The sequence below is a fragment of the Pontibacter mucosus genome (assembly GCF_003054055.1).
Taxonomy (GTDB): Bacteria; Bacteroidota; Bacteroidia; order Cytophagales; family Hymenobacteraceae; genus Pontibacter; species Pontibacter mucosus.
In genome coordinates this window covers 76993-100778 of the sequence record NZ_QBKI01000007.1, presented here as the reverse complement: position 1 = coordinate 100778, position 23786 = coordinate 76993, and the positions used below count along the sequence as shown (strand labels likewise).

The window sequence follows — 23786 nt, the reverse complement described above, 5'->3', positions numbered from 1 at the left end:
GCTATCTCTGTATACCTACACTACTATCTGTACAAGTATAGAATGCTCCCCTTACGCACTTTCCTGAGAACATGGAGGGAATAAAGAGAATGTTGAATAAGGAAACAGCAACTGGGTGGCGCTGCAAAGCGCCACCCAGTTAAGGCGTAAGCCTTATAGGAGAGGAAAAATACGTAATGTTTTCGTAAACGCAAATTTATATATATACATGCGCTCACTTCCTAAGGGAGTACGCCTGCTGCACTGCTATTTTTTCCATTTCACTACGGTAAACACAATCCGCTCATAGCCGTGCTTCTCGTACAGCACGCCGATATCTTTCTTCCCTATCCTTACCAGGTCAGAGTAGGCGGCGTGGTCGCGCTCGTTGTTTGGGCTTTTGGCGATAACATGCTGCTCGGGCCAGGTTTTGCCCTCGTCGTAGCTGATGCGCAGGGTCAGGTTATCGCGGCGCTGCGGGTCGGCGGCGTTACAGAAAGCAAGTATGGCTTTCCCCTTCTTTTTGCCAAGGTTAAGTATACTTCCCTGGTTTACCGGGTCGGGCAGTTGCTTATCGAAGTAAGTCGTGTCCCAGGTGGCACCGCCGTCGCTGCTTATGCTCACAATACGGGCGCGCACATCACCCTGCTGGTTGCGGATGTTCATCATCAGTTTGTCTTTGGTCAGCTCCACAGCCATGGCCTCGTTGCTGCCCGTTTCGGGTACTACCTCACTTAGCTTGAAAGTTTGACCGTGGTCGTCGGTATAGAAGCCGTGGGCAGCATAATCCTCGAAGTTGTGCTGAGGCGCGCCGGCTGAGTGGTTGGCAGCCACATAGATACGACCTTTATACTTGCCATTGGCAATCTGAATGGCATGGCCGGGCGTGTTGGCGTATGATCGCCAGTCTTCCTTAAAAGTATAAGCCCGGTTGGCCGAAGGCATGTTGGGGCGGTGCACCTGCGTGGTGATGTTCACCGGCTCCGACCAGGTATGCCCGTTGTCGGTGGAGGTGATGTACCATACTTCGCGGTAGCCTTTGGCGCTTCGTACTTCATACTCATGGGCATTGCCCGTGTTATAGAACAGGAAAATGCGGCCCTTTGGATACTTTGGGTCGGTCAGGTCGACCACGGGAGCCATGTTGCCTGCCTGCAGGGTGTCGTAATCCACCACCGTCTGCAGTGCCGACCAGGTTTTGCCCTTGTCTGAGCTGCGTTTCAGCACGATGTTCACATCGCCAAAGTCGGCTGCGCCATGCACCCTGCCCTCTGCAAAGGCCAGTATGTCGCCGTTTGGCAGGTCAATGATAGCCGGAATTCGGTAGGATTTATGCCCCTCCTGGCCGGAGACAAACACCGGCACGTCGGTGGTTTGGGCTTGCGCGAAAAGTGCGGTAAAAAGAAAGGAGACGGTAAGTAGTAATCTAAACATTATAGTTATAGAGTTAAAGAGTTTAAGAGTTGTAGCGCCGCAACACCTTGCGGCGCTGGAGTTAGAAAGTTAGAAGGTTAGAAAGTTGAGTGGTCTGAGATGATCATTCACACATTCACTCAAGCACTCATTCAAAATTTATAGAAAGGCTTCCAGGGCTTGCCAGCAGTACCATTCCTGGCGCGGCAGGTGGAAGGGGCCTTTGAAGAGGTTGCCTTTGGAGCCGTTGGACAGGCTGCCGTCGCGGTGCAGGTAACCGAACCATTCGCCGTGTTCCTTGTCGTGGAAGTGGCTGTAGGCGTAGTCGTGGATTTGCTGGTGCCAGTCGGCATACTTCTGGTTTCCCGTCATCAGGTAGGCCAGCAGCGTGGCAATAATGGTCTCGTTTTGCGGCCACCAGAACTTCATGTCGTGCCAGTACTCCTGCACGGGCTTGCCGTACACGTCGCGGAAGTATAAAATCCCGCCGTGCTCTTTGTCCCAGCCCCGCTCCCACATGTAGTCGAGCATGCGGCAACCGAGGTCAATCAGCTGCGGGTCGTTGTTGCGGTAGCGGGCCTCATACAGTATAAACCAGGCGCCTTCAATCGCGTGGCCCGGGTTCAGGGTTCTGCCGTCGATGTGGTCGATGATGCTACCGTCAGGGGCCACCTGCTCCATCACGCAACGGATGTCGTCTTTTACAAAGTCGCGTTCAATTTCAGCAATCCACTTGGAGATCCACTCGTCGCAGCGCTCGTCGCCGATAGTGTCACGCAGCTGCTGGGCCGTGTTCATCAGGATCATCGGCACGCCAATACCCTTAGATGGGCGCGTATCGGTATACTTGGCTGGCAGCAAACCTGGCGTGGTAGCATACTCCAGGCACTTGCCAAACAACTCACGGGCTTCCCGGGCAATCTCCTCATCGCCGCTGGCTTTGGCGTAGGCGGCAAAGGCAATCACGGCAAAAGTCTCGGAGAAGAAGTAGCGACGCTTGCGGATAGGCTTACCATCACGTGTCACGTGGAAAAACATGCGTCCGTCGGTATCGAAGCAGTGCTGGCGCAGAAAGTCGATGCCTTTCTTGGCGCCTACGAGCCACTCCGGCCTTTGCTCTACGGTGTTATACAGCGTCGCCAGTAGCCAGGCGGCGCGGCCCTGTATCCAGACGGCCTTGTCATCGTCCAGCAGGCTGCCATCCGCATCGCGCATGAGGAGGTAACCACCATGTTCCTCATCGATAGAGCGCGGGAACCAGAACGGTACGGTGTCGTTCAGAAGCTGGCTTTTGTAGAAATCTTTGTAGTAGTTCAGGTCTTTTGTATGATTGGCTTCCATATCGGGAGATTTTTTACTTGGTTGAGGTGAACGTAGAGGCTGGCAGGCCCGCTTTATTAACAAGGTTGGCCGTCGTGTAAGGCTCCCAGGCGTAGCGCACGTACTTCGGCGCAGGCACTTCCTCCGAAGACACCCATACTTTGTTACCCCGCACCTCGGCCTTGGCCGCTCTGAATATCCTGTCGCTGCCCGCTACCTCAAAGCCGCGGAGGGTCGCGCCGTCGCTAGCCTGCAGTCCCTTGCCGTGCTCAAACGTACAGACAGCCTGGTTGCCCGAGAACTGCGCCTCCTTGAACAGCGGACCACTGTAGGGTAAGCGCTTGCCGTAGGTTTTAGCCAGGGCCCAGGCCGCCAGCCGCTCCCCTACCTGCTTCTTCTGCGTCGGGTGCACGTCCTGCGCATCGCCAACATCGCTTGTGACGGCCATGCCGGTGTTGTCTACCTGCGAGAACAGGCGGCGCTGGCTGTCGCGGAAGTGCGGCCAGCTGGGGCGGTTGATGCTGGAGAGCTGCGTGTAGTAGAAGGGGAAATCATAGCCCCATTTCTCGCGCCAGCTGTTCACCAGTGTCTTAAACAGTTCTTCATGTAGCTCGATGTTGTGGGCGTTGCTCTCGCCTTGGTACCATATCACGCCTTTAATAGGAAAACCGATGAGCGGGGCAATGCCTGCCTCGTAGTTATAAGCCGGTTCGTAGGGATGGCGCTGCTTTACTGCTTTTGCGGCTTGCACGTTTACGCCGGCTCGTTCCCGGGCCCAGCCCATCACAAAATCCGACTTGCGCCAGTTATGCAGCATGTGCACCAGCTGCGGGTGGTGCTCCAGCGTATAGCGGTCAATCCACGACTCGGTGGTAGAGCCGCCCACAGCTACCTGTATCAGTCCGATAGGCACGTTTAGCTCCTCCTGCAATTGCTTGCCAAAGTAATAGGCCACCGCCGAGAAATCCCTTGCCGTCGCTGAGTCGGCCCGCTGCCAGGAGCCCGAGAAGTAGGCCAGTTGGTTTACCTGGTGCAGCGTGAGCGAGTCCCAGGCGAAATTACCCGTTTCGGCAAGCGGCTTCAGGTTTAACAGGCGAACGTTTGAAAGCTGCTGCGCTTGCCGCAGCTCCTCTTTCCCACCCTGGGCCGCTGCCAGCGGAAAAGCCATGTTCGACTGCCCGGAGCTCAGCCATACCTCCCCCACCAGCACATCGTTTATACTTATACTTTTATCCTGAGTAGAAACCTGCAGTTGAAACGGCCCTCCTGCTTTCTGAGGCGGAAGTATGACTTTCCATTTCCCGTCAGGGCCGGGGTTGGTCTTTACCTCCGTTCCGTTAAACCGCACGGTTACCTCCTGCCCGGCATCGGCAATGCCCTGCACCGGAACCGGCATTTGCTGCTGAAGCACCATGTGGTCGGAGAAAGCGGGCGCCAACCTTAAGCCGCCATACTTGCCTGTCAGGTGCCCGAACACGGTTTTCGCTATAATGCCCGCACCCTCGGCAGTGGGATGCAGCTCGTCCGGAAACAGGTCAGGGCGGCTGTAGAGCGGGGTGTGCAGGTCCATCAGCTCCACGTTTCTGTTTTCAGCGATGACAGGTATCAGCTCCTGAATTTGCCAGTACCAGTCACGGGTGCCGGACGCAAAGCGCGGGTGCCCCGAGAAGATGGGCGTGAGCCGGGAGATAAGGATGCGTACTTCCGGGTTCACGGCCCGCAGCGTGTCTATCAGGTGGTAGTAGTCTGCGGCAAACTCATCGCGGTAGTTGGGCCAGTTGCGCGGATCGGTATCGTTGAGGCCCAGGTGGATAACGGCAATGTCAGGCTCAAAGGCAAGGGCATCCTGGTACTGCTGGGTTTGGGTATAGGGCCGGTGGCCCTTCCGCAGCAGCGTAGCCCCGCTCAACCCGAAATTACCTACTTCATACTTTGGCCCGAGCAAATGCTGGAGCTGCGCCGGATAAGCCTTTTGCTCTCTGTCTTCGATTCCGTAGCCGTAGGTTACGGAGTTGCCAATACAGGCTACTTTCAGCCGGGCCGTGGCTTGCTGCGAATACCCGGGTATAGCAAGTATAAAAGCGATAAAAAGTAGTAGGAAACGCGTCATGGCAGATATGAATACAATACACCTGCCCGAAAGTATAGCCGGGCAGGTGTATCGCCGTTTTCTAGTTTAGCACTTCACTTACCGGAATGCGCACAAAGTATAACTCGCGCACACCCTCGTAGAGCAGGCCGATGGTGTTGTCGTCGATTTTGGTGAGGGCCGAGTAGCCGTACGTGCCGCGCTCGTCTACCAGCAGGGCGTTGGCCGCGGGCCAGGTCTCGCCCAGGTCGGTGCTGGCTTTGAGCGTGATGTCATAGCGGCCGTAGGACGTGGCGGCATTGCTGAAGAAAAGAACTTCCTCTTTCCCATTCTTCGTGCTCACGTCGGCTTTGATGAAACCGGCCATGCACACCGGATCCGGCAGGGCGCTGTAGGACGTATGGTGCTCTACCCAGGTCTGGCCCAGGTCGGTGGTGGTGGCCACGGAGCGGAAGCGGCCGCGGTTGTCGCGCATGTTCAGCATCAGGGTGCCGGGTGTAGTTTCTACTACCTGGCTCTCGGTGGTGTTGGCCTTTGCGCCGATGCCGCTCTTCCAGGTTTTGCCGTTATCCTGGCTGTAGATGACCGAAGAGTGCGGCATCTTGTTCTCATCCCAGTACTGCGACGGGAACACCAGTGTGCCGTTCTGCATCACGATGCCGTTGCCGGGACCGTTGAAGTAGATGCGCCAGTCGGGGTTCTTGATCTGCTCGGTGATGCTGTACGGCTCCGACCAGGTTTTACCGTCGTCGTCGCTGCTCACCAGCACAAACTGCCCTGTCTCGTCCGGCGAGAGGCCGGGGCCGGAACCGGCAATGGAACGGTTGCCCTTGCTCCACAGCGCCGCCACCCAGATTTTGCCGGTGGCGGGGTCAAAAAGGATGGATGGGTCGCCGATGCCGTTGTTTTCGTGCGGCTCGCCCATGTCCATGATGATCTTCATCGGCTCCCAGGTTTTGCCGCCGTCGGTGCTGCGGCTCATGCCCACGTCGATGTTGGCCGGCAGGTCGCGGGCGTTGTCGTAGCGGATGTCGTACACGGCAATCAGGGTGCCTTTGTCGGTGGTGGCGATGCCCGGGATGCGGTAGGTGTGCGAGCCGTCCTCGCCGGCCTTGCGCAGGGCAATGCCCATGCGTTTGGTATGCTCCGTGCCATCCTCTGCTACAGGGTATACTTTGCCAGCCGCGTCTGTCAGTTGGGTAGCGTGCAACGCCACTTTGTTGTCGATGTTGGCCGTCTCCTTCAGGGTGACGCTGAACCAGATGTAGTGCTTGCCCGGCTTGGCCTGAATGCGCAGCGGCACCTCAAACTCCTCTGTCGTCGGCCGGATAGACTTTACCAGGTTATCGGTTTTGAACAGCGCCTCAGAGCCTGTAAAGTATACATCCAGTTTCTCCACATCCTGCAGGGCTGTGCTGTTGAGCCGGCCTTTTATACTTTGGAAATTTATACTTTCGCCGCCCGCCGGCACGTACATCGTTACGCGCACCACCGGGTTATGCTCCGTGCCCCGCAGCACAGGCACGGCCGGGGCAGTACTCGTTATACTTATCCCGCTCACTGCGGGAACCGATTTGTTTACGCTTCTGGTGCAGCTCACGCTACAGAAAAGCACCAGCAACAGGCAGCACAGGATACCTTTGGCTCTAGTCATTATACTTTGTGTTTTATACTTGCTGCGACTTTCAGCGCCGCTTTATACTTGTGTTTATACTTTAAAAGACTATGATTTATACTTACATCACCTTCTCCCTCACCTTGCTGCGCTGCGCCTCGCTCTCATAGATCGTCAGGCCCTCGTGCTCGCGCTCCTGGCCGCCGAAAAGCAGGCTGAACAGGTACCCGAACGTCACGCAGGATGCCAACCCGGTGAAGGCATAGAGCAGCAGGTTGATGTTGGTGTACTGGCTGATATAAAACTGCACCAGCCCGCTTAGCAGAAGCCCTGTGATGGCCCCTTTGGCGTTGGCGCGCTTGGTGAAAATACCCAGCACGAACAAGCCGCCCAGGCCGCCGGTGAACAGGCCAAGTATAGTGTTAAACTGGTCCCAGAGCGAGGAGATGCCCCATTGTGCCATCACCAGCGCCAGCGAGGTGCCCACCACGCCTATCGTCAGGGTGATGTACTTGGCGGTGCTCAGGTAGCTCTTGTCTGACTTGGTCGGCACAAAACGCCTGTAAAAGTCGGTGATGATGGCCGTGGTCACCGAGTTCATGCTGCTGCTCAGGGTAGACATGGCCGCTGCGAATATGGCGGCAATCAATAGGCCGGTGATGCCCGCCGGAAGCTCCGTTACGATATACCATGGGAAGATAGCGTCCTGGCTTTGCAGCTGGTAGTTCACCTTCTCCGGGTGCTCCCGGAAGAACAGGTACAGCATGGTTCCGATCGAGAAGAAGATGATAGCCGAAGGCAGCGCCATCCAGGCACCCAAACGCATACTTTTCTTCGACTCCGCCTCGTTTTTTGTGGTCAGGTATTTCTGCACCACCGATTGGTCAGTACCATAGGAGATCACGTTGATAGCCAGGCCACCCAGCACTACCACCCACAGCGTGGGCTCATTAAAGCTGAAAGTGAGGTCGATAATATTGAGCTTCTCGTTTTGCTGGATAGTTTGCCAGATCGTGCTGGCATCGGCCTCCAACTGGAATGGGATCATCACCAGGCACACCAGGGCGCCACCTAAAAGTATAACCACCTGCGCCACGTCCGTCCATACCACGGCCTCAATGCCGCCCTTCATGGTATAAAAGATTGTAATTATGCCCATCAGCAGGATGCACAGGTTCACGTTAATGCCTGTCACCAGGGTAAGCGCCAGGCTCGGCAGCAGGAGCACGATGGCCAGGCGACCGAGCTGCAGCATGATGTAGAGCAACGAGGCCAGGGCGCGCGCCACGTAGTTAAAGCGCTTCTCCAGGTACTCGTAAGCCGAGGTTATCTGCAACTTGCGGTAAAACGGAATGAAGTAGGTGGTAATAACCGGAATGACCAGGATAATGGTCATCTGAAGTATAAAGTAGTTCCAGTTCGTGGCGTATGTCTTGGCCGGGATGGACATGAAGGTGATGGCGCTGAGTTGTGTGCCGTAGATGCTCAGGCCAGCGGCCCAGCCCGGTATGCGCTGCCCGCCGCGGAAGTAGTCGTCAGTGGTGCTTTGGTTGCGGGAGGTCCACATGCCAATGCCCACCATCAGCAGCAAGTATAACACCACGACCACGTAGTCGAGCCAGGCGAAGTAATGCTGTGGCGCGAGATTGCCTTTGAGCACCTCCGGCGTGCGCACCCCCGGCCTGATTTCGCCGGAAGGGATCAGGATGTCGTTGTCCCAGCGGGTGGCAAAGGTGGTAACGGGCGCATAAGGCAGCTCGCTGGACTTAGTCCAGGCGTCGGTAACAGTGTTGTAGAGGTAAATGTCTTTGCTGAAGCCCTCGTGCTGGGTCTGAAGGGCCAGGCGCGAAGCCTCCAGCCTTGCCTTCTCGGCCTCGTCGGTGGTGCGGGCGATGGCGGCGTTGTGCTGCTCTATCTGTGTGAAGACATTGCCTTTGTCGCCCCCGAAGACAAGGATGTAGTTGGCCCCGGTGATAACGCCGGTAGCGGCAGAGAGCGTTGTTTCGTTGCCCTTGCCGTCGGAGATGTTGCTAAGTTGTTTCCAGTTGTTCTTTTTCGGATCGTAGCGGAAAGTAGAGCCATAGAGTTCGCTCACGCCGGACTCGGTTCTGGCCCTGCCGCCAATCAGGTATAAAGCCGGGTACTCGCCGTTGGACTGCACCACCGCCACCGCATGCGACAGTGCTTTTGGCAGCTCCGGCAGTTGATCCCAGCCTTTGGAAAGTGAGGATAAGTTTAAGCGGTAAAAGCCGTTGCTGGCCTTGCCCGTGGTTTCGCCGCCTGCCACGTAAACCTGGTTGCCGATGACGGCTGCGGCAGCATTGGTGAGGGGCAGCGGCAGTGCCGGCAGCGCCTCCACCTTCACATCTTTGGAGGCGGGGTTCCACTGCAACAGCAGTACCGTGTTCTGGATGCCCTGCTCATTCTCCCCGCCTATACTTACCACACCCTGTGGGGTGGCCACGTTGGCGCTGTAGGCCAGCGGCTGCGGCAGCTGAAAGGTTTTGTCGTGCCAGCTATACTTGCCTTGCCCGTCCTTCAGCAAGACGAAAATATCCTGCCAATACTTTTTCTTTCCTCCCTCCCAGGGCATGCCCTCCGGGAAGTTGGCCCCACCGCCCAGCAGCAGCGCGTTGTTGTGCACGCCCCCCACCGGACCGGCCAGGCCCGGCTGCACTGCCTGCCCGGGAGAGGCAGGAAGTGTGGCAGCAACAGACCACTCCAGGTTATTAGGCTTTTGCTGTTCTGCCCGGCCCACGGTAAAGGCGAGTAGAAAAAGAAGTGTTGGCAGGATACTTTTCATCAGACTGTGTTAGGCAAATTTCGTTTCAGGTGCGCGGGAGCAGTATTCGTCAAAACCCAGTGCGGCCACATCCTCTTTAAAAGACTGGAACTGCGCTGTACCCATGTTGCGGACTGGCAGACGGAACGCGCCGCAGTCGAGGCCGATCAGTTTCATGTAGGCTTTTCCGGTGGCAATGCCGCCATACTTGCCCAGCAGGCGGATCATATCGATGGACTGCTGCTGCAGGCCTTGGGCCTTCTCCAGGTCGCCCTGCTCAAAGGCTTCTATCAAGCTGGTGTAGAGCGGGGCGGCATAGTTGTAGGTGCTGCCCACACCGCCCTTGGCCCCCAGTACCAGGGCAGACAGCAGGTTCTCGTCGCGGCCCCACAGCATGTCGTACTTGCCGTTGCTGAAGCGCAGGCAGGACAGGAAATCCATGAAATCCTCGTGCGTATACTTGATGCCCGCAAAGTTAGGGATGCTTCCCTCCACCTCTCTGAGCAGGTCTATCATCTGGAAACCCACCCCCGTCAGCACCGGAATGTGGTAGTAATAGAAGGCCATCTGCGGCACAGCATCAGCCACCGCTTTGCAGCACTCGGCCAGCACCTGCACCGAGGCGGGCTTAAAGTAGGAAGGGGCCGTAAACGACACGGCGTACAGGCCGATACGCTGCGCGTGCCGCGACAGGTCGATGGCATCCTGCAGGCAGGTGCCGCCCACCAGCGTGATCACCTTAAAGTCATCGTCGCCTTTGGTAGCCTCGGCCCAGGCCTCGGCTACCTGCTTCTTCTCCTCCAGTGTCAGCGACACGCCCTCCCCGGTGGATCCGCAGATAAAGGCCCCTGTATTCCCATTTGTTTTCAGCAGGCTATAGTAGGATGGGATCAGCGCCAGGTTCAGGCTGCCATCAGCGTGCATGGGCGTAAACGGAGCCGCGATGAGCCCCTGTAAGTGTTTTATCATTCTAATTTATGTGTATGTAAATGTATATTCTCCCCATCCTACAGGAAAAGTGTACCAGACAATACCTTTCGATATTAGTCATTTATGGGAGATGCAGCAGAGCCCGGCAGAAAGCTTTTACCGATTAGTAACTGCTTTGGTACACGTGCAAACTCAAGAACTGCTTTCGATCCTCTGCCGCCCCATTTTTCATAAAGTACACCTAGGTCACCATTACTAAGCTCAACTATATCAGAATAACCAGCACCCTGAGACCACAGAGGCAGGGAGTTTACCCATGATTTGCCCCCATCCAGACTCAGCCTTAGTGTATAGTTTGAACGGGTGGTGGCGGCAGGATTCCCGAAAACCAGCCAATCCTTGCCCTTTGCAGGTCCATGCTGCAGTTTGATAATGCTGGCTTGACAGCCAGGTTCAACCAATGTCTGGTCATACTCCAGTGCACTCCAGGCTCCTGCCAGGTCGCTGCTGTAGGACAAAGCCCTTGCATTTACTTGGCCGCGCATGTTCATCAGGATACGTCCATCTTCCAATTGTACGGCCATTCCTTCTGTTACACGCTGTGCCACAGGCTTTGTTCTCTGCCAAGTACGGCCATGGTCTTTGCTATAGAAAGCAAAGGCACGTGGGTTCCTGCTGATCGTATTCGGGACAGCGTAATAGCCTGTTTGCAGAAGTGTACCATCTTTCAACTGTATGCCATGGCCAGGAGAAGAGATAACATAGCGCCAGTCTTCAGCCTTTACCGACCGAGTTATGTCCACTGGCTCAGACCAGGTCAGGCCATCATCATCACTCCTTACTGCCAAGATATGAATGGTATCATCACCATATCCAGGCTGGGAGGTACCGACTCCAACTCCTGCCTTGCTGTAGTTTAAGAATATCCAGATAGTTCCGGTTACTTGGTCTACCAATATCGAAGGGTCGCTTACACCTTCCTCTCCAGGCATATTCAACACTGTCTGAACCTCACCCCATGTTCTCCCATCATCACTACTGCGGCGAATGATGCAATCGATATTGTTGGGCAAATCATTGTTGGTCTCTACCCTTGCGTCGCATACAGCAATCAAGGTTCCCTTCTTAGTTTTAGCTAACCCGGGAATACGCACGAAGTTAACCCCTTCAATGTCATTACCAAAGAGCACAGTCCTGGCTATATTTGCCGTATCCACAAAAGGCCCCAGCCTGCTGGCTTCTATCTTATTGATAGGCTGCACTTCCATGTGGTCTTTCGACTGACATGCAAACAACCATACAAGGCCTATGAGCAAGGGGTAATACGACAAGCTGCGGATGCTTTTCATTGCTACTTTCATCTATGCGCGATATGGTTATAGTTTAACAAAGCTTTAATACCCCGGCGTCTGTGTCAGTTTAGGGTCGGAGTTGAGCATGCCCACCGAGATAGGCAGCAGTTTGTACTCCTGTCCCGGGGCCAGGTATACCTGGTCCACGTAGGCAAACACCCACTCGTTTCCGGCTCTGCGGATCGACCACCAGCGCCGGCCCTCCTCCAGAATGGCACGCATGTTGTCTTCCTGGCAGCTGTTTTTCTATCATGCTCTCAGACATGCCTACTCGGCTTGCACCTGACAAATAAGGGAAGGCCTGCGCCACCGCCCTTGGATTGGTTTAGAACTCAGGATATCCTGGATTCTGCTTCAGGGCTCTGTTATCTGTCAGAGATCCCCTGTCGATAGGCCAAAGCAACTTGTAGGACTCCTCCGGCGAGAGGGTCGTATGCGCATAAACGAAGCTGTCACCCATTCTGCGCAGGTCGTACCAACGCTTCCCTTCAAATATGAACTCGAAGAAGCGCTCCCTCAAAATAGCCTCCTGTGGATTGGCATCAACCGGCTGGTTAGGATAACCGTGCACCGCAGCATCGTAGTTAGTGCCATAGGCTCGCTGGCGGACTGCATTTATCTCAGCAGCAGGGTCTTCGCCCAGGATCAGTTTGGCTTCTGCCAGCAACAATAGAAGATCCGCATAACGGTAGATAGGAAAATCATTGGTGTACTGACGCGTGCCGGCGTTCTGTTCTCCCTGGAACTTCTTCACAAATGCCCCGGCGATGACATAGTTACCCCCAACTTTCGAGTAGGCCGGCTGAATGGTGGTCCACTTCCGGCTGTCCTTGTCGTCAAAGGCCCTGAAGGTGGAAACCTTGACAGGCACGCGCAACACTCCCCCCCAGTTATCCACCGCAACGGAAAACTGCCGGTTTTCCAAGGAGTCGTAGAAGTTTGCAAGGCTCGCCGTCGCTGGCAAAAAAGAGCCTATCCCCTGGGTCGCCTCGTTTAACAGGTAGCGACTAGCGAAGATAATTTCTGCATTCCCTTTGCTATTGGCCGCGAAAACATCCGAAAAGCTGGAAAGCAAGCTTAACCCAGGCGCATTGGCCTGAATATCGGTTAAGGCATTCTTCGCCACCTGGGCGTCTGCCGCTCCGCTGCCTCTGTGGCCCGTCCACAGATAGACCTCCGCCTTCAGCATCTGGGTGGCTGATTTTGACCATAAGGACTTGCCTTCCCTGAAGGTGTAGTTTTCTCCGAAATTAACATTGGAGCTATCAATATCAGCCTTGATCAGTTTCATCACCTCTTCCTGACTGGAGGCAGGCTTCGCCAGGTTGGCCACGTCAATCGTAGAGATAGGCTCTGTCTGTATCACGACATCACCCCAGGTTCTGTACATCTGAAAGTAATAGAAGGCCCGCATCCCATAAGCAATGCCCAGGTAGTAATCCTTTGTGGCAGGCGCCACCACATCAATGGTGTTGAGTTTACTGATGAGCAAATTAATCTGGGCGATGTTGGAGTAAAACCCTCCGAACCCACTGACACCAGCATCATTAGGGTCTAAGGCCTGCAGCCAAAGGCGCTCCAGTCCTTGGGAGGCCGCACCTGTAAAGGAAGCGCTGGAACCGGGATCCTGCCCAAATATGTCCGCTCGTAACTCTCCCAATGTCCGGAAGTTTGCGTTATGCCCTCGGAACCTGGCATGAACACCTGTCACAAAAGCATCCACCTGGTCAGGTGTTTTCCAGTAATTGGCGTCACTGATGGAGCTTACCGGTGCAACATCCAGCTTATCAGAGCAGGAGCTTGCCAGCATCGTTACTGTCCCGATGAGCGAAATAAAATATATGATACTCTTTTTCATGATCTAAGCAGTTTACTAGCCTTAAAACGTAACCTGAACACCCAAAACAGCGGACCTTGGCGTAGGATAGGTTCCCACGTACACACCTGTTATCCTACCGCTTGAATCAACCGGTGGCTCCGGGGTCGGGCCAGTGAATTCAGTGATATAAAACAGATTGCCGAAAGTGGTGTAAATCCTGGCCTGCGACAGCACCCTTGTCTTGGAGACTAATCCGCTCGGCACATCATACGAAAGCGTGATCTCACGTAGGGCCAAGTAGTCGCCTTTCTCGTAGAAGCGGGAGTTATTACCATTCAATGTACCATTAGCGTTATTGGCTCTGGTATAGTTCTGCTTGGAGCCCCGCACCTGATCGGCAAAGTATACCTTCGGGATGTCAGTCTCGGTGTTAGTGGGCGACCAGGCGTCTTTTATCAGGTCGATGTAGTTAAAGGTTCCCTGGTAGTTACCCAGCGTTCTGGCCACCAAGTCATTGTAGATAGTATGCCCCAATGCAAACTCGAAGCGGCTGTACAGCGAGAAGCCTTTATAGGATAAGTTTGCGGAGAAACCACCAGTCCATTTTGGGGTAGTGTTGCCCAGGTACACCTGGTCTCTGGTGTCAATGGTGTCGTTGCGGTCCACATCCAGCCAGTTCACGTCGCCCGGGGTGATGCGTCCGTCCACACCCTCAGGAAGGCCCGGCCCGGTGATCTTGGCGATCGCGTCATATCTGTTGTTAGCGACCCTTTCTATTTCGGCCTCATCTTTAAAGATAGATACCTGCTTGAAGCCATAGATTTCACCCAGAGTGCCGCCTTCTTGCAGGCCGCCCACCCATATCACCTCTCCCGAGGCGGGGTCATATACCTGCAGGCCGCCCTGCCTGTTGTTTTCATTCCCGTTGAAAGGCAGTTTGAGAATCTTATTTTTCACAAAGGAAGCATTAGCGCCAAAAGTCAGGTTCAGCCCATCCGGCGAGCTAAGGGCAACGGCATTGGCCGTCAGCTCAAAGCCTTTGTTCTGAAAGGTACCCAGGTTGGTTCTAAAAGTACCGTAGCCTATGTAGCCTGGCAGATCCAGGTTGGTCAGCAGATCGCTGGTTCTTCTGTCAAAATAATCGGCTATGATAGAGATTCTGTCGTTCAGGAAGCCTATGTCCAGGCCGACGTCCATAGTCTTACTCTTTTCCCAGCGAAGGCCAGGATTTGTGAAGGCGGTGTTCAGGAAGCCCGCCTTGCCATTATAGTTTGTCTGAAGTCCATATACCCCCTGCACCTCATACCGACCCAGGCCGGCCACGTTGCCATTCACGCCGTAGCTGATCCGTGGCTTAAAGGTAGAGATATACTTATCCAATCCGGCGTTCTGAAAGAATGCTTCTTTGTGCACATTCCACCCTGCTGACATGCCTGGAAAAAAGCCCACTCTGTTTTCTTCAGCTAAGCTGGAAACCGCGTCCTGGCGAAATACCGCCGTGAACAGGTAGCGCTGATCGTAATCATAGCTCAGCCTTCCGAAGGCGGAGGCAATACGGTACTCTGAAATGGAACTGGTATTACTACCAGGGGCAAAGGTGGTAGAAGCGTTTGCCGTAGGAATATCATCCGTTGGGGCATCTCGCCCCTGCACACGCATAAAGGTTGCCTTTGTTCCGAAATACTCGGCACCAACCATGGCGTCCATATTGTGTCTTGCCCCAAATGTGGTGGTATAGTTTAACAGGCCGTTATACTGCTGTTGGAAGGTCCTGTCAAAACTATTGGTGGAGGTCCTGCTGGTATTACTAGTCGGGTTAGCGGCGAATATATTGGCATACGTTTGGGTTGCGCGCTGAAAGGACAGGAACAGGTTCTCGTACAAGTAGCCGTTACCGGTTCCCCTAAAGTATAAGCCCGGCAAAATGTCCCACTTCACGGAGGCGTTAGCCACGATACGGTTCACCTCGTCATCAACCTCGCGCTTATTCAGCCAATACAGTGGGTTACCGTCGCTCGAACCGTTCCCCGGGTTGGGTAGTGTTTTTGCCTCATCTAACCATGGGTTGAAAGTTGGCCAGATAGCCAGGGTTCTGTAGAGGGTGTTTACCTCACCGCCTACGGTGCCGATCTGAGAGGAGGTCGAGAGTGTAACGCCAGTACCCACCTCCACGTTCGGCTTCACTTTATAGGAGCCATTCACGTCGAAAGCATACCGCTTGTAGCCAGAGCCTACGATCACGCCTTCCTCGTCGTAATAGTCAAAGCTGGCAAAGTATTTACCCCTATCATTGCCACCCATTACATTTACATAATGCTCTTTTGTATAGGTGTCCCGAAACACAATATCCTCCACTTCCCCCCCATGATCGCGGAAGATGATGGAATCACCAGTGGGGTTGTACGGGTCTGCCATTACTTCCCAGCCCTGCGATAGCAGGCTTCTGTTTTCGGCATCCAGTTTGCGAATATCAAAGGTGGCCAGATCAGCAGGATTCGTTAACAGCCCAAGACCTCTGGATGAATTAGCCTGCGCTAAGGTTCTGCCCGCGTTCAGGTAACCCAGCCTGGTATAGTAGATATAATCCCTGGCCCCCAGGTAATTATACCCCTCTCTTCTTTTATTATAGCCACCGGTATATTTATAGGTCACCTGCGCCGTGCCGGCTTTTCCCTGCTTGGTGGTAACCAGGATAACCCCATTGTTCGCCCTGGCACCGTAGATAGCTGTTGAAGCGGCGTCTTTCAGAATCTCTACAGAAGCTATGTTGTCTGCAGGAACATCATTGAGTGACCTGATCACGCCATCCACGATAACCAGCGGCTCCCCAGGACTATTAATGGAGGCCCCACCGCGTAGCAAAATAGATGGCGCCGCCCCAGGCTGCCCAGTTCTGTTTACGACCCTTACCCCAGGAACAGTACCCTGTAAGGCAGTGGCCACGTTGGCGCGTGGCGTACTGGCCAGTACTTCCTGATCCAGCTTTGCCACTGAATTGGTTAGGGTTTCGCGGCTTTGAGTTCCATAGCCCACTACCACCACCTCGCCAAGCTTGGCAGTGGCTGGCGACAGCGCGATTTCCAGTACCTGTGCACTATTCTGTACAATTACTTCGCGCGACTCAAAACCGAGATATCGTATTACGAGCACCTCGCCCTCCGACGCGCGAATGGTAAAGGCCCCTTCTACATCTGTCTGGGTGCCACGGTCTGTACCTTTTACATTTAGGCTTACCCCGATCAGTGGCAGCTTATCTTCAGAAGAAATTACCCGCCCGCTGACTGTCGTCCCCTGGGCAAATAGTTGGGGAGCCATGAGCAGACATACTCCCCAGAGGAAGAGCCTGAGTAATGGTTTAAGTTTCATAAGGTGAGAGGTTAAGGTTGATGGTTTATGTATGACATAATAAACATAGCTTACTTTATCTTAAATCCAAAAAAAATACGTAACTTTTTCTTAAAACAACTTTACATTACTTCCAGTAACTTTGTAGATTGACTATTAACAAACTTAAGTTAGACATATAAGGCACAAGCATGGAGTCTCCTTTTAACAAATTAGGTACCATCGACACAAGCTCTCTGGTAGATAAAGTAGAAATGAACTTACTTGAGCTGCTGGTGCAGCAGAACCTCAAAGTGGGAGACGCTATCCCGAAGGAGATGGAACTAGCCGCTACCCTGGGCGTCAGCCGCACCGTGATAAGAGAAGCTTTGCTGCGCCTGCGGATGATAGGCCTGATAGAGTCTAAGAAACACCGGGGTGCCGTTATTACCAACCCTGACCTTCTGTCTATGCTCGAAAAGCGTCTGATACCTCAGGTGCTCGATAACGCAACGCTTCGCGAGGTTTTTGAGCTACGCCTGGTACTGGAGATCGGCATGGCAGACTTTATCATGGAGCGCGTAACCAAAGAAGACATTGAGGAACTGAAAGAAATCGTAGCGAACGAGCCAGATCTCTCTGATTCAACGATTTTCCAGGTGCAGCACGAGATATCTTTCCACGGCAAGCTCTATGAAATATCCGGTAATACCACCTTAAAGAAGTTTCAGAACATGCTGCTGCCAGTTTTTGACTACGTGAACCGCAGTGGCCTGTTAAACATGAATGTTCCCGTACGTAAGTTTGTCTCGCATAAAGGCCTGGTAGACATCATCGAGCATGGCTCCGCTGAGATGCTGCGCAACGGCATGCGTAACCACCTCGACAATCACTTTGCCAGGATTTTAAGCAAATGATTCCTAATACCTGCAGGTTGGTGGTTTATACTTCTCACCTAGTGGGAGCAAATATGACTAATGCAAATGGGGCTTTATCATAGCCCCATTTTTGTGTCTCTATTTAAGGGAGCTACAGTAGCCATTAGAATGGCTCTACTATATTAATAGAATCCATGCGCATAGGCACCTTGCTCAAGGATAGCCTGCCGCTGCATCCGCATTTCTGATTCCCGACACGAAATACCGACATCGCACTGGGTGTGTCTGAAAAATAAGGTTTGAGGCAGATACGCATAAAGGCCAGTTGAACGAAAGCCAGGTAGCAGTCAGCGAGTTTAGCGAACCGGCAGGCAAACCGCCTCATTTCCTTGAGCCTGCCAAAGAGTCTTTCGATGATGTTCCTTTGGCCGTACAGCTCTTTGCTCACTTTAGGTGGTCTGCCCTTTCTTCTGCACTTGTTTCACGCAGGCAGGCTTCTTTCCGGTATCTGCGCCTGTATCAGCTGCTCCCGCAGCGCCTTCCGGATAAGCCGGCTGTCGTAGCCTTTGTCGGCCACCACCACTTTGGGCTTTCTCTCCTCCAACGCCAGGAGCCCGAGCAGCTGGGGGGCCTCGCCGGCCTGCCGGTCAGGCGCACCTGCAGGGGAAAGCCCCTGCCGCAGCACGAAAGGTGCACCTTGGTGGAGAAGCCGCCCCGGGACCCGCCTAGGGCCTGGCCTTCTTTTTTTTAGCCCCCGCCGCGGCCTTGTGCGCCCTGTTGACGGTGGCGTCTACAAACCAGGTGTTCAGGTCCAGGTACCCGTCCTGCTGCAGGCGCAGCCGTAGCTTCTTGAGGATGCGCGCAAACACGCCTAGCTGCTGCCATTTCCGAAACCTGTCATACACCGTCTGCCAGGGGCCCGTACCTGTCGGGCAAATCCCGCCAGGGGCTGCCCGAGCACAGGATCCAGAACATGCCGTTGAGCAGCTCCCGGTCCGGCCGGCTGGGCCTGCCCTTGCCGTCTTCCCTGCTTACTGGCCGCGGCAGCTCCTCTTGTATCAGCTCCCACTGCCGTTGACTTAACTCGTACCTGCCGTGACTCATCTGCTATTTCCCCTCCAATTACCACAACCACAGCAACTTGAACTAAATCCCATTTTGCAGACACAGCCTAGGTGGCTGTCAGAGATTCGCCTGGGTGCCCCCACGACAATACCATCGGGGAGGTCTGCGCCCTACAGTGAAGGCTGTTCCGGAAAGCGCAACTAATGTTCATTAAAAACTATGCGTAACTCCTATATTAGTAGCGCCATTTGTTGTTAATCTCAAAATTTATCCTAAAATTGACAATAAGCCTTAGTTAAGCCATTTTTGTATTTATTATGTGTGGTCGTAAAGGCTTCTTTACTTTGTTTAAGTCATACATAAAACACTCCAAAACAATTGGCAGCTTGCGTAGCAGCCACATAAAAATAAGATTTTTAGATTTCACAGGACAGTGCCTGAGTTCTGCACTGTCCTCATCATACTTAAGAGAAACAAAAATAGCTGGAATGAATCTCTCAAAACTGCCCTTTCATATCCTCTTATCCGGGCTTACATGCCTCACCCTTGCCCTCCATCCCGCTCACTCGCAGCAAAGCAGCAAGCAGTCCTATACGCAGGAAATTTCCGGAACGAACCTGAAGTTTGATATGGTGGCCATACCCGGAGGCGAGTTCATGATGGGAAGTCCCGCCGGCGAGCAGGAAAGAGAAGCAGACGAAGGGCCGCAGCACCCGGTAAAAATTGACCCCTTCTGGATAGGCAAATACGAAGTGACGTGGGATATCTTTGAGCCGTTTGTATATAAGGATTATGAACTCACGCAGAGCAACGGCGCTGTCAGCGCTGAAGTGGATGCCGTAGCACGCCCCACCAAGCCGTACCTGGACATGACTTTTGGCATGGGGAAGGAAAATCATCCCGCCGTAGGCATGACGCAGTATAACGCCATCCAGTTTTGCAAATGGCTATATGCCCGCACCGGCGTCTTCTACCGGCTGCCTACCGAAGCCGAATGGGAATATGCCTGCAGGGCAGGCTCCCAGACAGCGTATTCTTTCGGCGACGACCCATCTACACTTGACGAATATGCGTGGTACCAGGCCAACAGCAACAAGGCAACGCACCCGGTAGGCAGCAAAAAGCCCAACGCCTGGGGCCTGTTTGACATGCACGGCAACGTAGCCGAATGGACGATAGACCAGTATATTCCAGATTTCTACAAAAAGTTTAAAGGCAAAGCCACCGCAAACCCGGTTGCCAAGCCCGAGAAACTTTACCCCCATGTCATTAGAGGAGGCTCCTTTGAGGATGAGGCTGCCTCGCTGCGCTCGGCCAACCGGGAGGGTTCGGACCCAAGCTGGAAGCGCATTGACCCGCAGATACCCAAGAGCAACTGGTGGTTCCCTGAGGCACCATTCGTTGGCCTCCGCCTCGTGCGCCCTGTGAACCCGCCATCTCAGGCTGAAATTGATGCCTACTACAACCAGCAACCTACTCCCGACTATTGATTTTTGTTCTCCATCCTTAATCCTATAAAGAATCAGCATGAAAGATTTCGACTCAAATAAGCGAAGAGAGTTCCTCAAGGCGTCGGCTATACTGGCTGGCGGGGCTATGTTGAGCAGCCTTCCTCTGGTAGGCGCGTATGCAGCAGGCAGGGGCACCATCAAAATTGCCCTCATCGGGTGTGGCGGCAGAGGTACAGGAGCCGCCTTCCAGGCTTTAGAAACAAAGTATGATGTAAAGCTGGTTGCGATGGCCGACGCATTCCGTGACCGTCTGGACCAGAGCTACAAGAGCCTGTTTGGCAAATATGGAAAATCAAAGGTCAATGTGCCGGAGAGCAGGAAGTTTGTAGGATTTGAGGGATATAAACAGGCGATAGCCGCGGCCGATGTGGTATTGCTTGCTGCCCCTCCCGGATTCAGACCCATGCATTTCGAGGAGGCCGTGAAGCAGAACAAGCATGTGTTTATGGAGAAGCCTGTTGCCACAGACTCACCGGGCATCCGTAAAGTACTTGCCGCCGCCGAGGAAGCGAAAAACAAGAAGCTGAACGTGGTGGTAGGCTTACAGCGCCGCTACCAGAACAATTACCGCGAAACGATTAAGCGCATTGAGGACGGCGCAATAGGCGACATTGTATCCGGGCAGGTTTACTGGAACAGCGGCGGCGTGTGGGTGCGCCCCCGGGAAGCCAACCAGACGGAGATGGAGTACCAGATGCGCAACTGGTACTACTTCAACTGGCTGTGCGGAGACCACATCACCGAACAGCACGTGCACAACATAGACATCGCCAACTGGGTGAAGAACAGCTACCCGGTTTCAGCACAGGGCACCGGAAGCCGCTTCCAGCGAACAGGAAAGGAATACGGCGAGATTTTCGACAACCACACGGTGGAGTTTCTATATGCTGATGGCACGGTGATCCAAAGCCAGTGCCGCCATTACGAAGGAACTAGAAACCGGGTGGATGAGAGCTTTCAGGGCACAAAGGGCAGGGTGTACCTTTCTGCCAACAACAGCGGCAAGTTGTGGGATTACAAGGGGAACGTGCTCTACGACCACGCCGGCAAGAACGACCCTAACCCATACCAGGCCGAGCACGACGAGCTTTTCGCTGCGATAGCGGCGGGCCAGTATAAGTTTGCGGATGCAGAGCGCTCAGCCCTCAGCACCATGACTTCCCTGCTGGGCCGCTACGCGACCTACTCCGGCCAGGAGATAAAGTGGGAGGATGCCCTGAACTCAAACGTAGACCTGATGCCGGAAACCTTAGCCTGGGATGCTTTGCCCAAGGTTCTGCCAGATGCAAACGGGTTTTACCCTATTGCCATACCGGGCAAAACAAAAGTAATCTAACAAACTGCTAATTTGTTGGCAATAAAGAGATTGTTACATATACCAAGGCTGCCGTGGCAAGCATATAGAACTGGTGATGGGGCAATCTCTTTCAATTTTCCCATGCAGGAGAAGTGTTACAGGCATTTATGGCCTTCCTGCTGCTAGTGTTCCAGTACCATTGTTATATCTATGCGATTTCTGTTGCTGTGCCTGTTTATCCCACTTCTTGCGTTAACCAAACAACCTGAGCTAAAACCGTTTCACATCAGGGGCTTCGCCCAGGGAACCACATACCAGATAACCTACTACGCCAAAGACAGCAGCATATCAAAGGAGCAGGTAACCTATCTACTGGCGCAAATCGACAGTTCGCTTTCCATCTATAAGCCATACTCGCTGATAAGCCAGTTTAACCGCTCTGCGTCCGGGCTACAGACAGACAGGCATCTCCAGAAGGTGGTTAAAAAGGCGCAGCAGGTCTCTAAAAAGACTGGTGGCGCCTTTGATATCACTGTGCAGCCATTGGTGCAGGCTTGGGGCTTTGGGGCAGCGCCTGCCTCCGGGCTACCCGATTCAGCCGCTATACAAGCTTTGCTGCAGTGTGTCGGGGCCCATAAGATACGCTTGCAAAAAGGCCATCTACAGAAAGCCGTTCCCTGTGTGCTCATAGACGTAGATGGCATTGCTCAGGGCTATACCGTAGATGTGCTGGCAAACTTCCTGGAGAAGAAAGGCATCAGAAATTACCTGGTAGAGCTGGGCGGTGAGATACGGGTGAAGGGTCGTAAGCCTGACGGAAAGCCGATGTCCATCGGAATTGAGGGGCCGGCTGCTAACAATCCTAACGATCCCTATCCTATCCAGAAAATAGTTAGAATGGAGACAGGGGCTATCACCTCCTCCGGCAATTACAGAAAGTTTTACCAGAGCGGCTCTAGAAAAATCACCCATCTGATAGACCCCAAAACCGGTTATCCTTTAGACAACGAGCTGATCAGCGTAACGGTGCTGGCCGGCGATGCCATGACAGCCGATGCCTATGACAATGCGCTGATGGGGATGGGCCTGAAGAAAGCCTTCGACTTTGTAAACCGCCACAAAAAGCTGGAGGCTTATTTCATATACCGTAAAACAGACGGCTCGGTGGCCGACACCGCTACCGCGGGCTTTACGAAGCTTATGAAGTAACATTCCTCAGATACACAGAAAACGAATACGGTCAGGGTGGTTTAAGCGGAATCACCCTGACCATATTAGTTTTCAGCAGCTTTTATAGGGGAAGGCTGCTTGTCAGGCCTGCTTAAAGTTATCAACCTCCCTATATGCTTTTATAAGAGCTGCTTCACCTTCCTTCCCTTTCCTTGCATTGCCGTGCTCCATGCCCACCACGCCTTTGAAGCCTTTTTCGTAGATGTGCTTAAACACATTCTTGTAATTGATCTCTCCGGTGGTAGGCTCTTTTCTGCCCGGGTTGTCCCCTACCTGTATATAGGCAATCTCATCCCATGTCAGGTTCAAATTGTGAATCAGGTGGCCTTCGTTTCTCTGCATGTGGTAGATATCGTACAGAATTTTGCAGGAAGGACTATTTACCGCCTTGCAGATCATATGGGTTTGATCGGAGGTACGCAGAAACAAATTGGGCGTATCACTGAGTGGCTCCAGCACCATCACGATGCCGTGCGGTTCCAGAATTTCCGCCCCTCTTCGCAAGGCCTCGATCACATGACTGGTCTGCACGCCAATGGGCAGGCTTCGCTCAAAGTCGCCGGGCACCACGGTCACCCACTTTGCGTTCACGCGCTTGGCCACCTCCACAGCCCGCTTGCACCCGTTCAGGAATATATCGATGTGCTCCTGCTTTCCCGCCGCCAGGGTGTTTTGGGAGTTTCCTCCCTTATCCACCACAAACACGCCCATGGTCATGCCCAGGCGGGCGAGCTCATTGCCTATCTTCTCCTGATCGCTTACCGAGCGGCCCATCATGCCATTGTCTTCCAGGGCAGTGAAGCCTTGGTCCTTCATGAACCGGAGCTGTCTTATGATGTCGTCACCAGCCGACTCTTTGAACATCCCAAAGTGAGGGGCGTAGTTCAGGTTGAAGGCTTTGGCTGCCTTTTGCGCAGCAGGAGGACTTCCAGCCAAGGCGGAGGTCCCGCTTGCAAGAGCTGCTGCACCTAACAGGCTGAATTTTAAAAATTCACTTCTTCTCATTAGATAAAAAGGTTAAAGATAAACAGCACTACCTTTATCGCCTCTTGAGCAGCAGCGCATCACTATTTTATATCTTATCTTGACATATAGACATCTCTGCAGTTAAAGGGATATTCACCCTAGCTCTAACAATGCTCTTATTCAAAATAAAGCTTTTCCTACAGCACGCCCTGCCCC

The 23786-nt window shown here is 53.7% G+C and carries 19 protein-coding genes; 4 read left to right on the top strand and 15 right to left on the bottom strand.

Translation table 11 applies throughout. From position 1 onward, the window contains the following. Positions 1-246: 246 nt before the first annotated feature. From C8N40_RS14450 to C8N40_RS14405, 10 genes are all read right to left on the bottom strand, one after another. The gene (locus C8N40_RS14450) at positions 247-1413 is read right to left on the bottom strand and encodes a sialidase family protein (RefSeq protein WP_108212485.1); all 1167 of its coding nucleotides are present in this window, start codon (positions 1411-1413) and stop codon (positions 247-249) included. Between the two features lie 138 nt (positions 1414-1551). Next, on the bottom strand, positions 1552-2733 hold the full coding sequence (locus tag C8N40_RS14445) for an AGE family epimerase/isomerase (RefSeq protein WP_108212484.1): 1182 nt from the start codon (positions 2731-2733) through the stop codon (positions 1552-1554). 13 nt (positions 2734-2746) lie between these two features. Next, positions 2747-4822, bottom strand: coding sequence for a GDSL-type esterase/lipase family protein (locus C8N40_RS14440; protein ID WP_108212483.1), 2076 nt, complete (start codon positions 4820-4822; stop codon positions 2747-2749). Between the two features lie 61 nt (positions 4823-4883). After that, positions 4884-6455 carry a sialidase family protein gene (locus tag C8N40_RS14435; RefSeq protein WP_108212482.1) on the bottom strand — a complete coding sequence of 524 codons (1572 nt, stop codon included), beginning with the start codon at positions 6453-6455 and terminating at the stop codon, positions 4884-4886. An 82-nt stretch (positions 6456-6537) separates the two neighbouring features. Continuing rightward, entirely contained in the window at positions 6538-9219 is a 2682-nt protein-coding gene (locus C8N40_RS14430; protein ID WP_108212481.1) for a sodium:solute symporter family protein, read from the bottom strand. A 9-nt stretch (positions 9220-9228) separates the two neighbouring features. Further along, positions 9229-10167, bottom strand: coding sequence for a dihydrodipicolinate synthase family protein (locus tag C8N40_RS14425; protein ID WP_108212480.1), 939 nt, complete (start codon positions 10165-10167; stop codon positions 9229-9231). Positions 10168-10241: 74 nt separating this feature from the next. Continuing rightward, positions 10242-11489 carry a sialidase family protein gene (locus tag C8N40_RS14420; RefSeq protein WP_108212479.1) on the bottom strand — a complete coding sequence of 416 codons (1248 nt, stop codon included), beginning with the start codon at positions 11487-11489 and terminating at the stop codon, positions 10242-10244. 33 nt (positions 11490-11522) lie between these two features. Next, complete coding sequence (locus tag C8N40_RS14415; protein WP_108212478.1) at positions 11523-11702, bottom strand: hypothetical protein; 180 nt, start codon at positions 11700-11702, stop codon at positions 11523-11525. Between the two features lie 103 nt (positions 11703-11805). Further along, positions 11806-13338 carry a SusD family outer membrane lipoprotein NanU gene (nanU, locus tag C8N40_RS14410; protein ID WP_108212477.1) on the bottom strand — a complete coding sequence of 511 codons (1533 nt, stop codon included), beginning with the start codon at positions 13336-13338 and terminating at the stop codon, positions 11806-11808. Positions 13339-13359: 21 nt separating this feature from the next. Next, on the bottom strand, positions 13360-16665 hold the full coding sequence (locus C8N40_RS14405) for a SusC/RagA family TonB-linked outer membrane protein (RefSeq protein ID WP_108212476.1): 3306 nt from the start codon (positions 16663-16665) through the stop codon (positions 13360-13362). A gap of 233 nt (positions 16666-16898) precedes the next feature. Between C8N40_RS14405 and C8N40_RS14400 the strand changes: the two genes are divergently transcribed. Continuing rightward, complete coding sequence (locus tag C8N40_RS14400; protein WP_245905132.1) at positions 16899-17540, top strand: FadR/GntR family transcriptional regulator; 642 nt, start codon at positions 16899-16901, stop codon at positions 17538-17540. 124 nt (positions 17541-17664) lie between these two features. Here the strand turns inward: C8N40_RS14400 and C8N40_RS23385 are convergent, their stop codons facing one another. Genes C8N40_RS23385 through C8N40_RS23370 form a run of 4 tightly spaced genes read right to left on the bottom strand, consistent with a single transcriptional unit; the run spans position 17665 to position 18605 of the window. Next, a complete protein-coding gene (locus C8N40_RS23385) occupies positions 17665-17949 on the bottom strand; it encodes a transposase (RefSeq protein ID WP_342749979.1) in 285 nt (94 codons plus the stop codon). A 33-nt stretch (positions 17950-17982) separates the two neighbouring features. Further along, positions 17983-18186 carry a transposase gene (locus tag C8N40_RS23380; RefSeq protein ID WP_342749978.1) on the bottom strand — a complete coding sequence of 68 codons (204 nt, stop codon included), beginning with the start codon at positions 18184-18186 and terminating at the stop codon, positions 17983-17985. Between the two features lie 40 nt (positions 18187-18226). After that, on the bottom strand, positions 18227-18406 hold the full coding sequence (locus C8N40_RS23375; protein WP_342749977.1) for a hypothetical protein: 180 nt from the start codon (positions 18404-18406) through the stop codon (positions 18227-18229). Beyond that, entirely contained in the window at positions 18399-18605 is a 207-nt protein-coding gene (locus C8N40_RS23370) for a transposase (RefSeq protein WP_342749976.1), read from the bottom strand. Before C8N40_RS23370 ends, C8N40_RS23375 begins: the two co-directional genes overlap by 8 nt. A 449-nt stretch (positions 18606-19054) precedes the next feature. Between C8N40_RS23370 and C8N40_RS14390 the strand changes: the two genes are divergently transcribed. From C8N40_RS14390 to C8N40_RS14380, 3 genes are all read left to right on the top strand, one after another. Next, complete coding sequence (locus tag C8N40_RS14390; protein WP_108212474.1) at positions 19055-20056, top strand: formylglycine-generating enzyme family protein; 1002 nt, start codon at positions 19055-19057, stop codon at positions 20054-20056. Between the two features lie 37 nt (positions 20057-20093). Then, positions 20094-21413 (top strand): Gfo/Idh/MocA family protein, encoded by a 1320-nt coding sequence (locus tag C8N40_RS14385; protein WP_108212473.1) that lies wholly within the window; start codon positions 20094-20096, stop codon positions 21411-21413. A 171-nt stretch (positions 21414-21584) separates the two neighbouring features. Continuing rightward, positions 21585-22583 carry an FAD:protein FMN transferase gene (locus C8N40_RS14380; RefSeq protein WP_108212472.1) on the top strand — a complete coding sequence of 333 codons (999 nt, stop codon included), beginning with the start codon at positions 21585-21587 and terminating at the stop codon, positions 22581-22583. A gap of 102 nt (positions 22584-22685) precedes the next feature. On the opposite strand, the gene C8N40_RS14375 is transcribed toward C8N40_RS14380, so the two are convergent. Beyond that, on the bottom strand, positions 22686-23609 hold the full coding sequence (locus C8N40_RS14375; RefSeq protein WP_108212471.1) for a hydroxypyruvate isomerase family protein: 924 nt from the start codon (positions 23607-23609) through the stop codon (positions 22686-22688). Between the last annotated feature and the right edge of the window lie 177 nt (positions 23610-23786).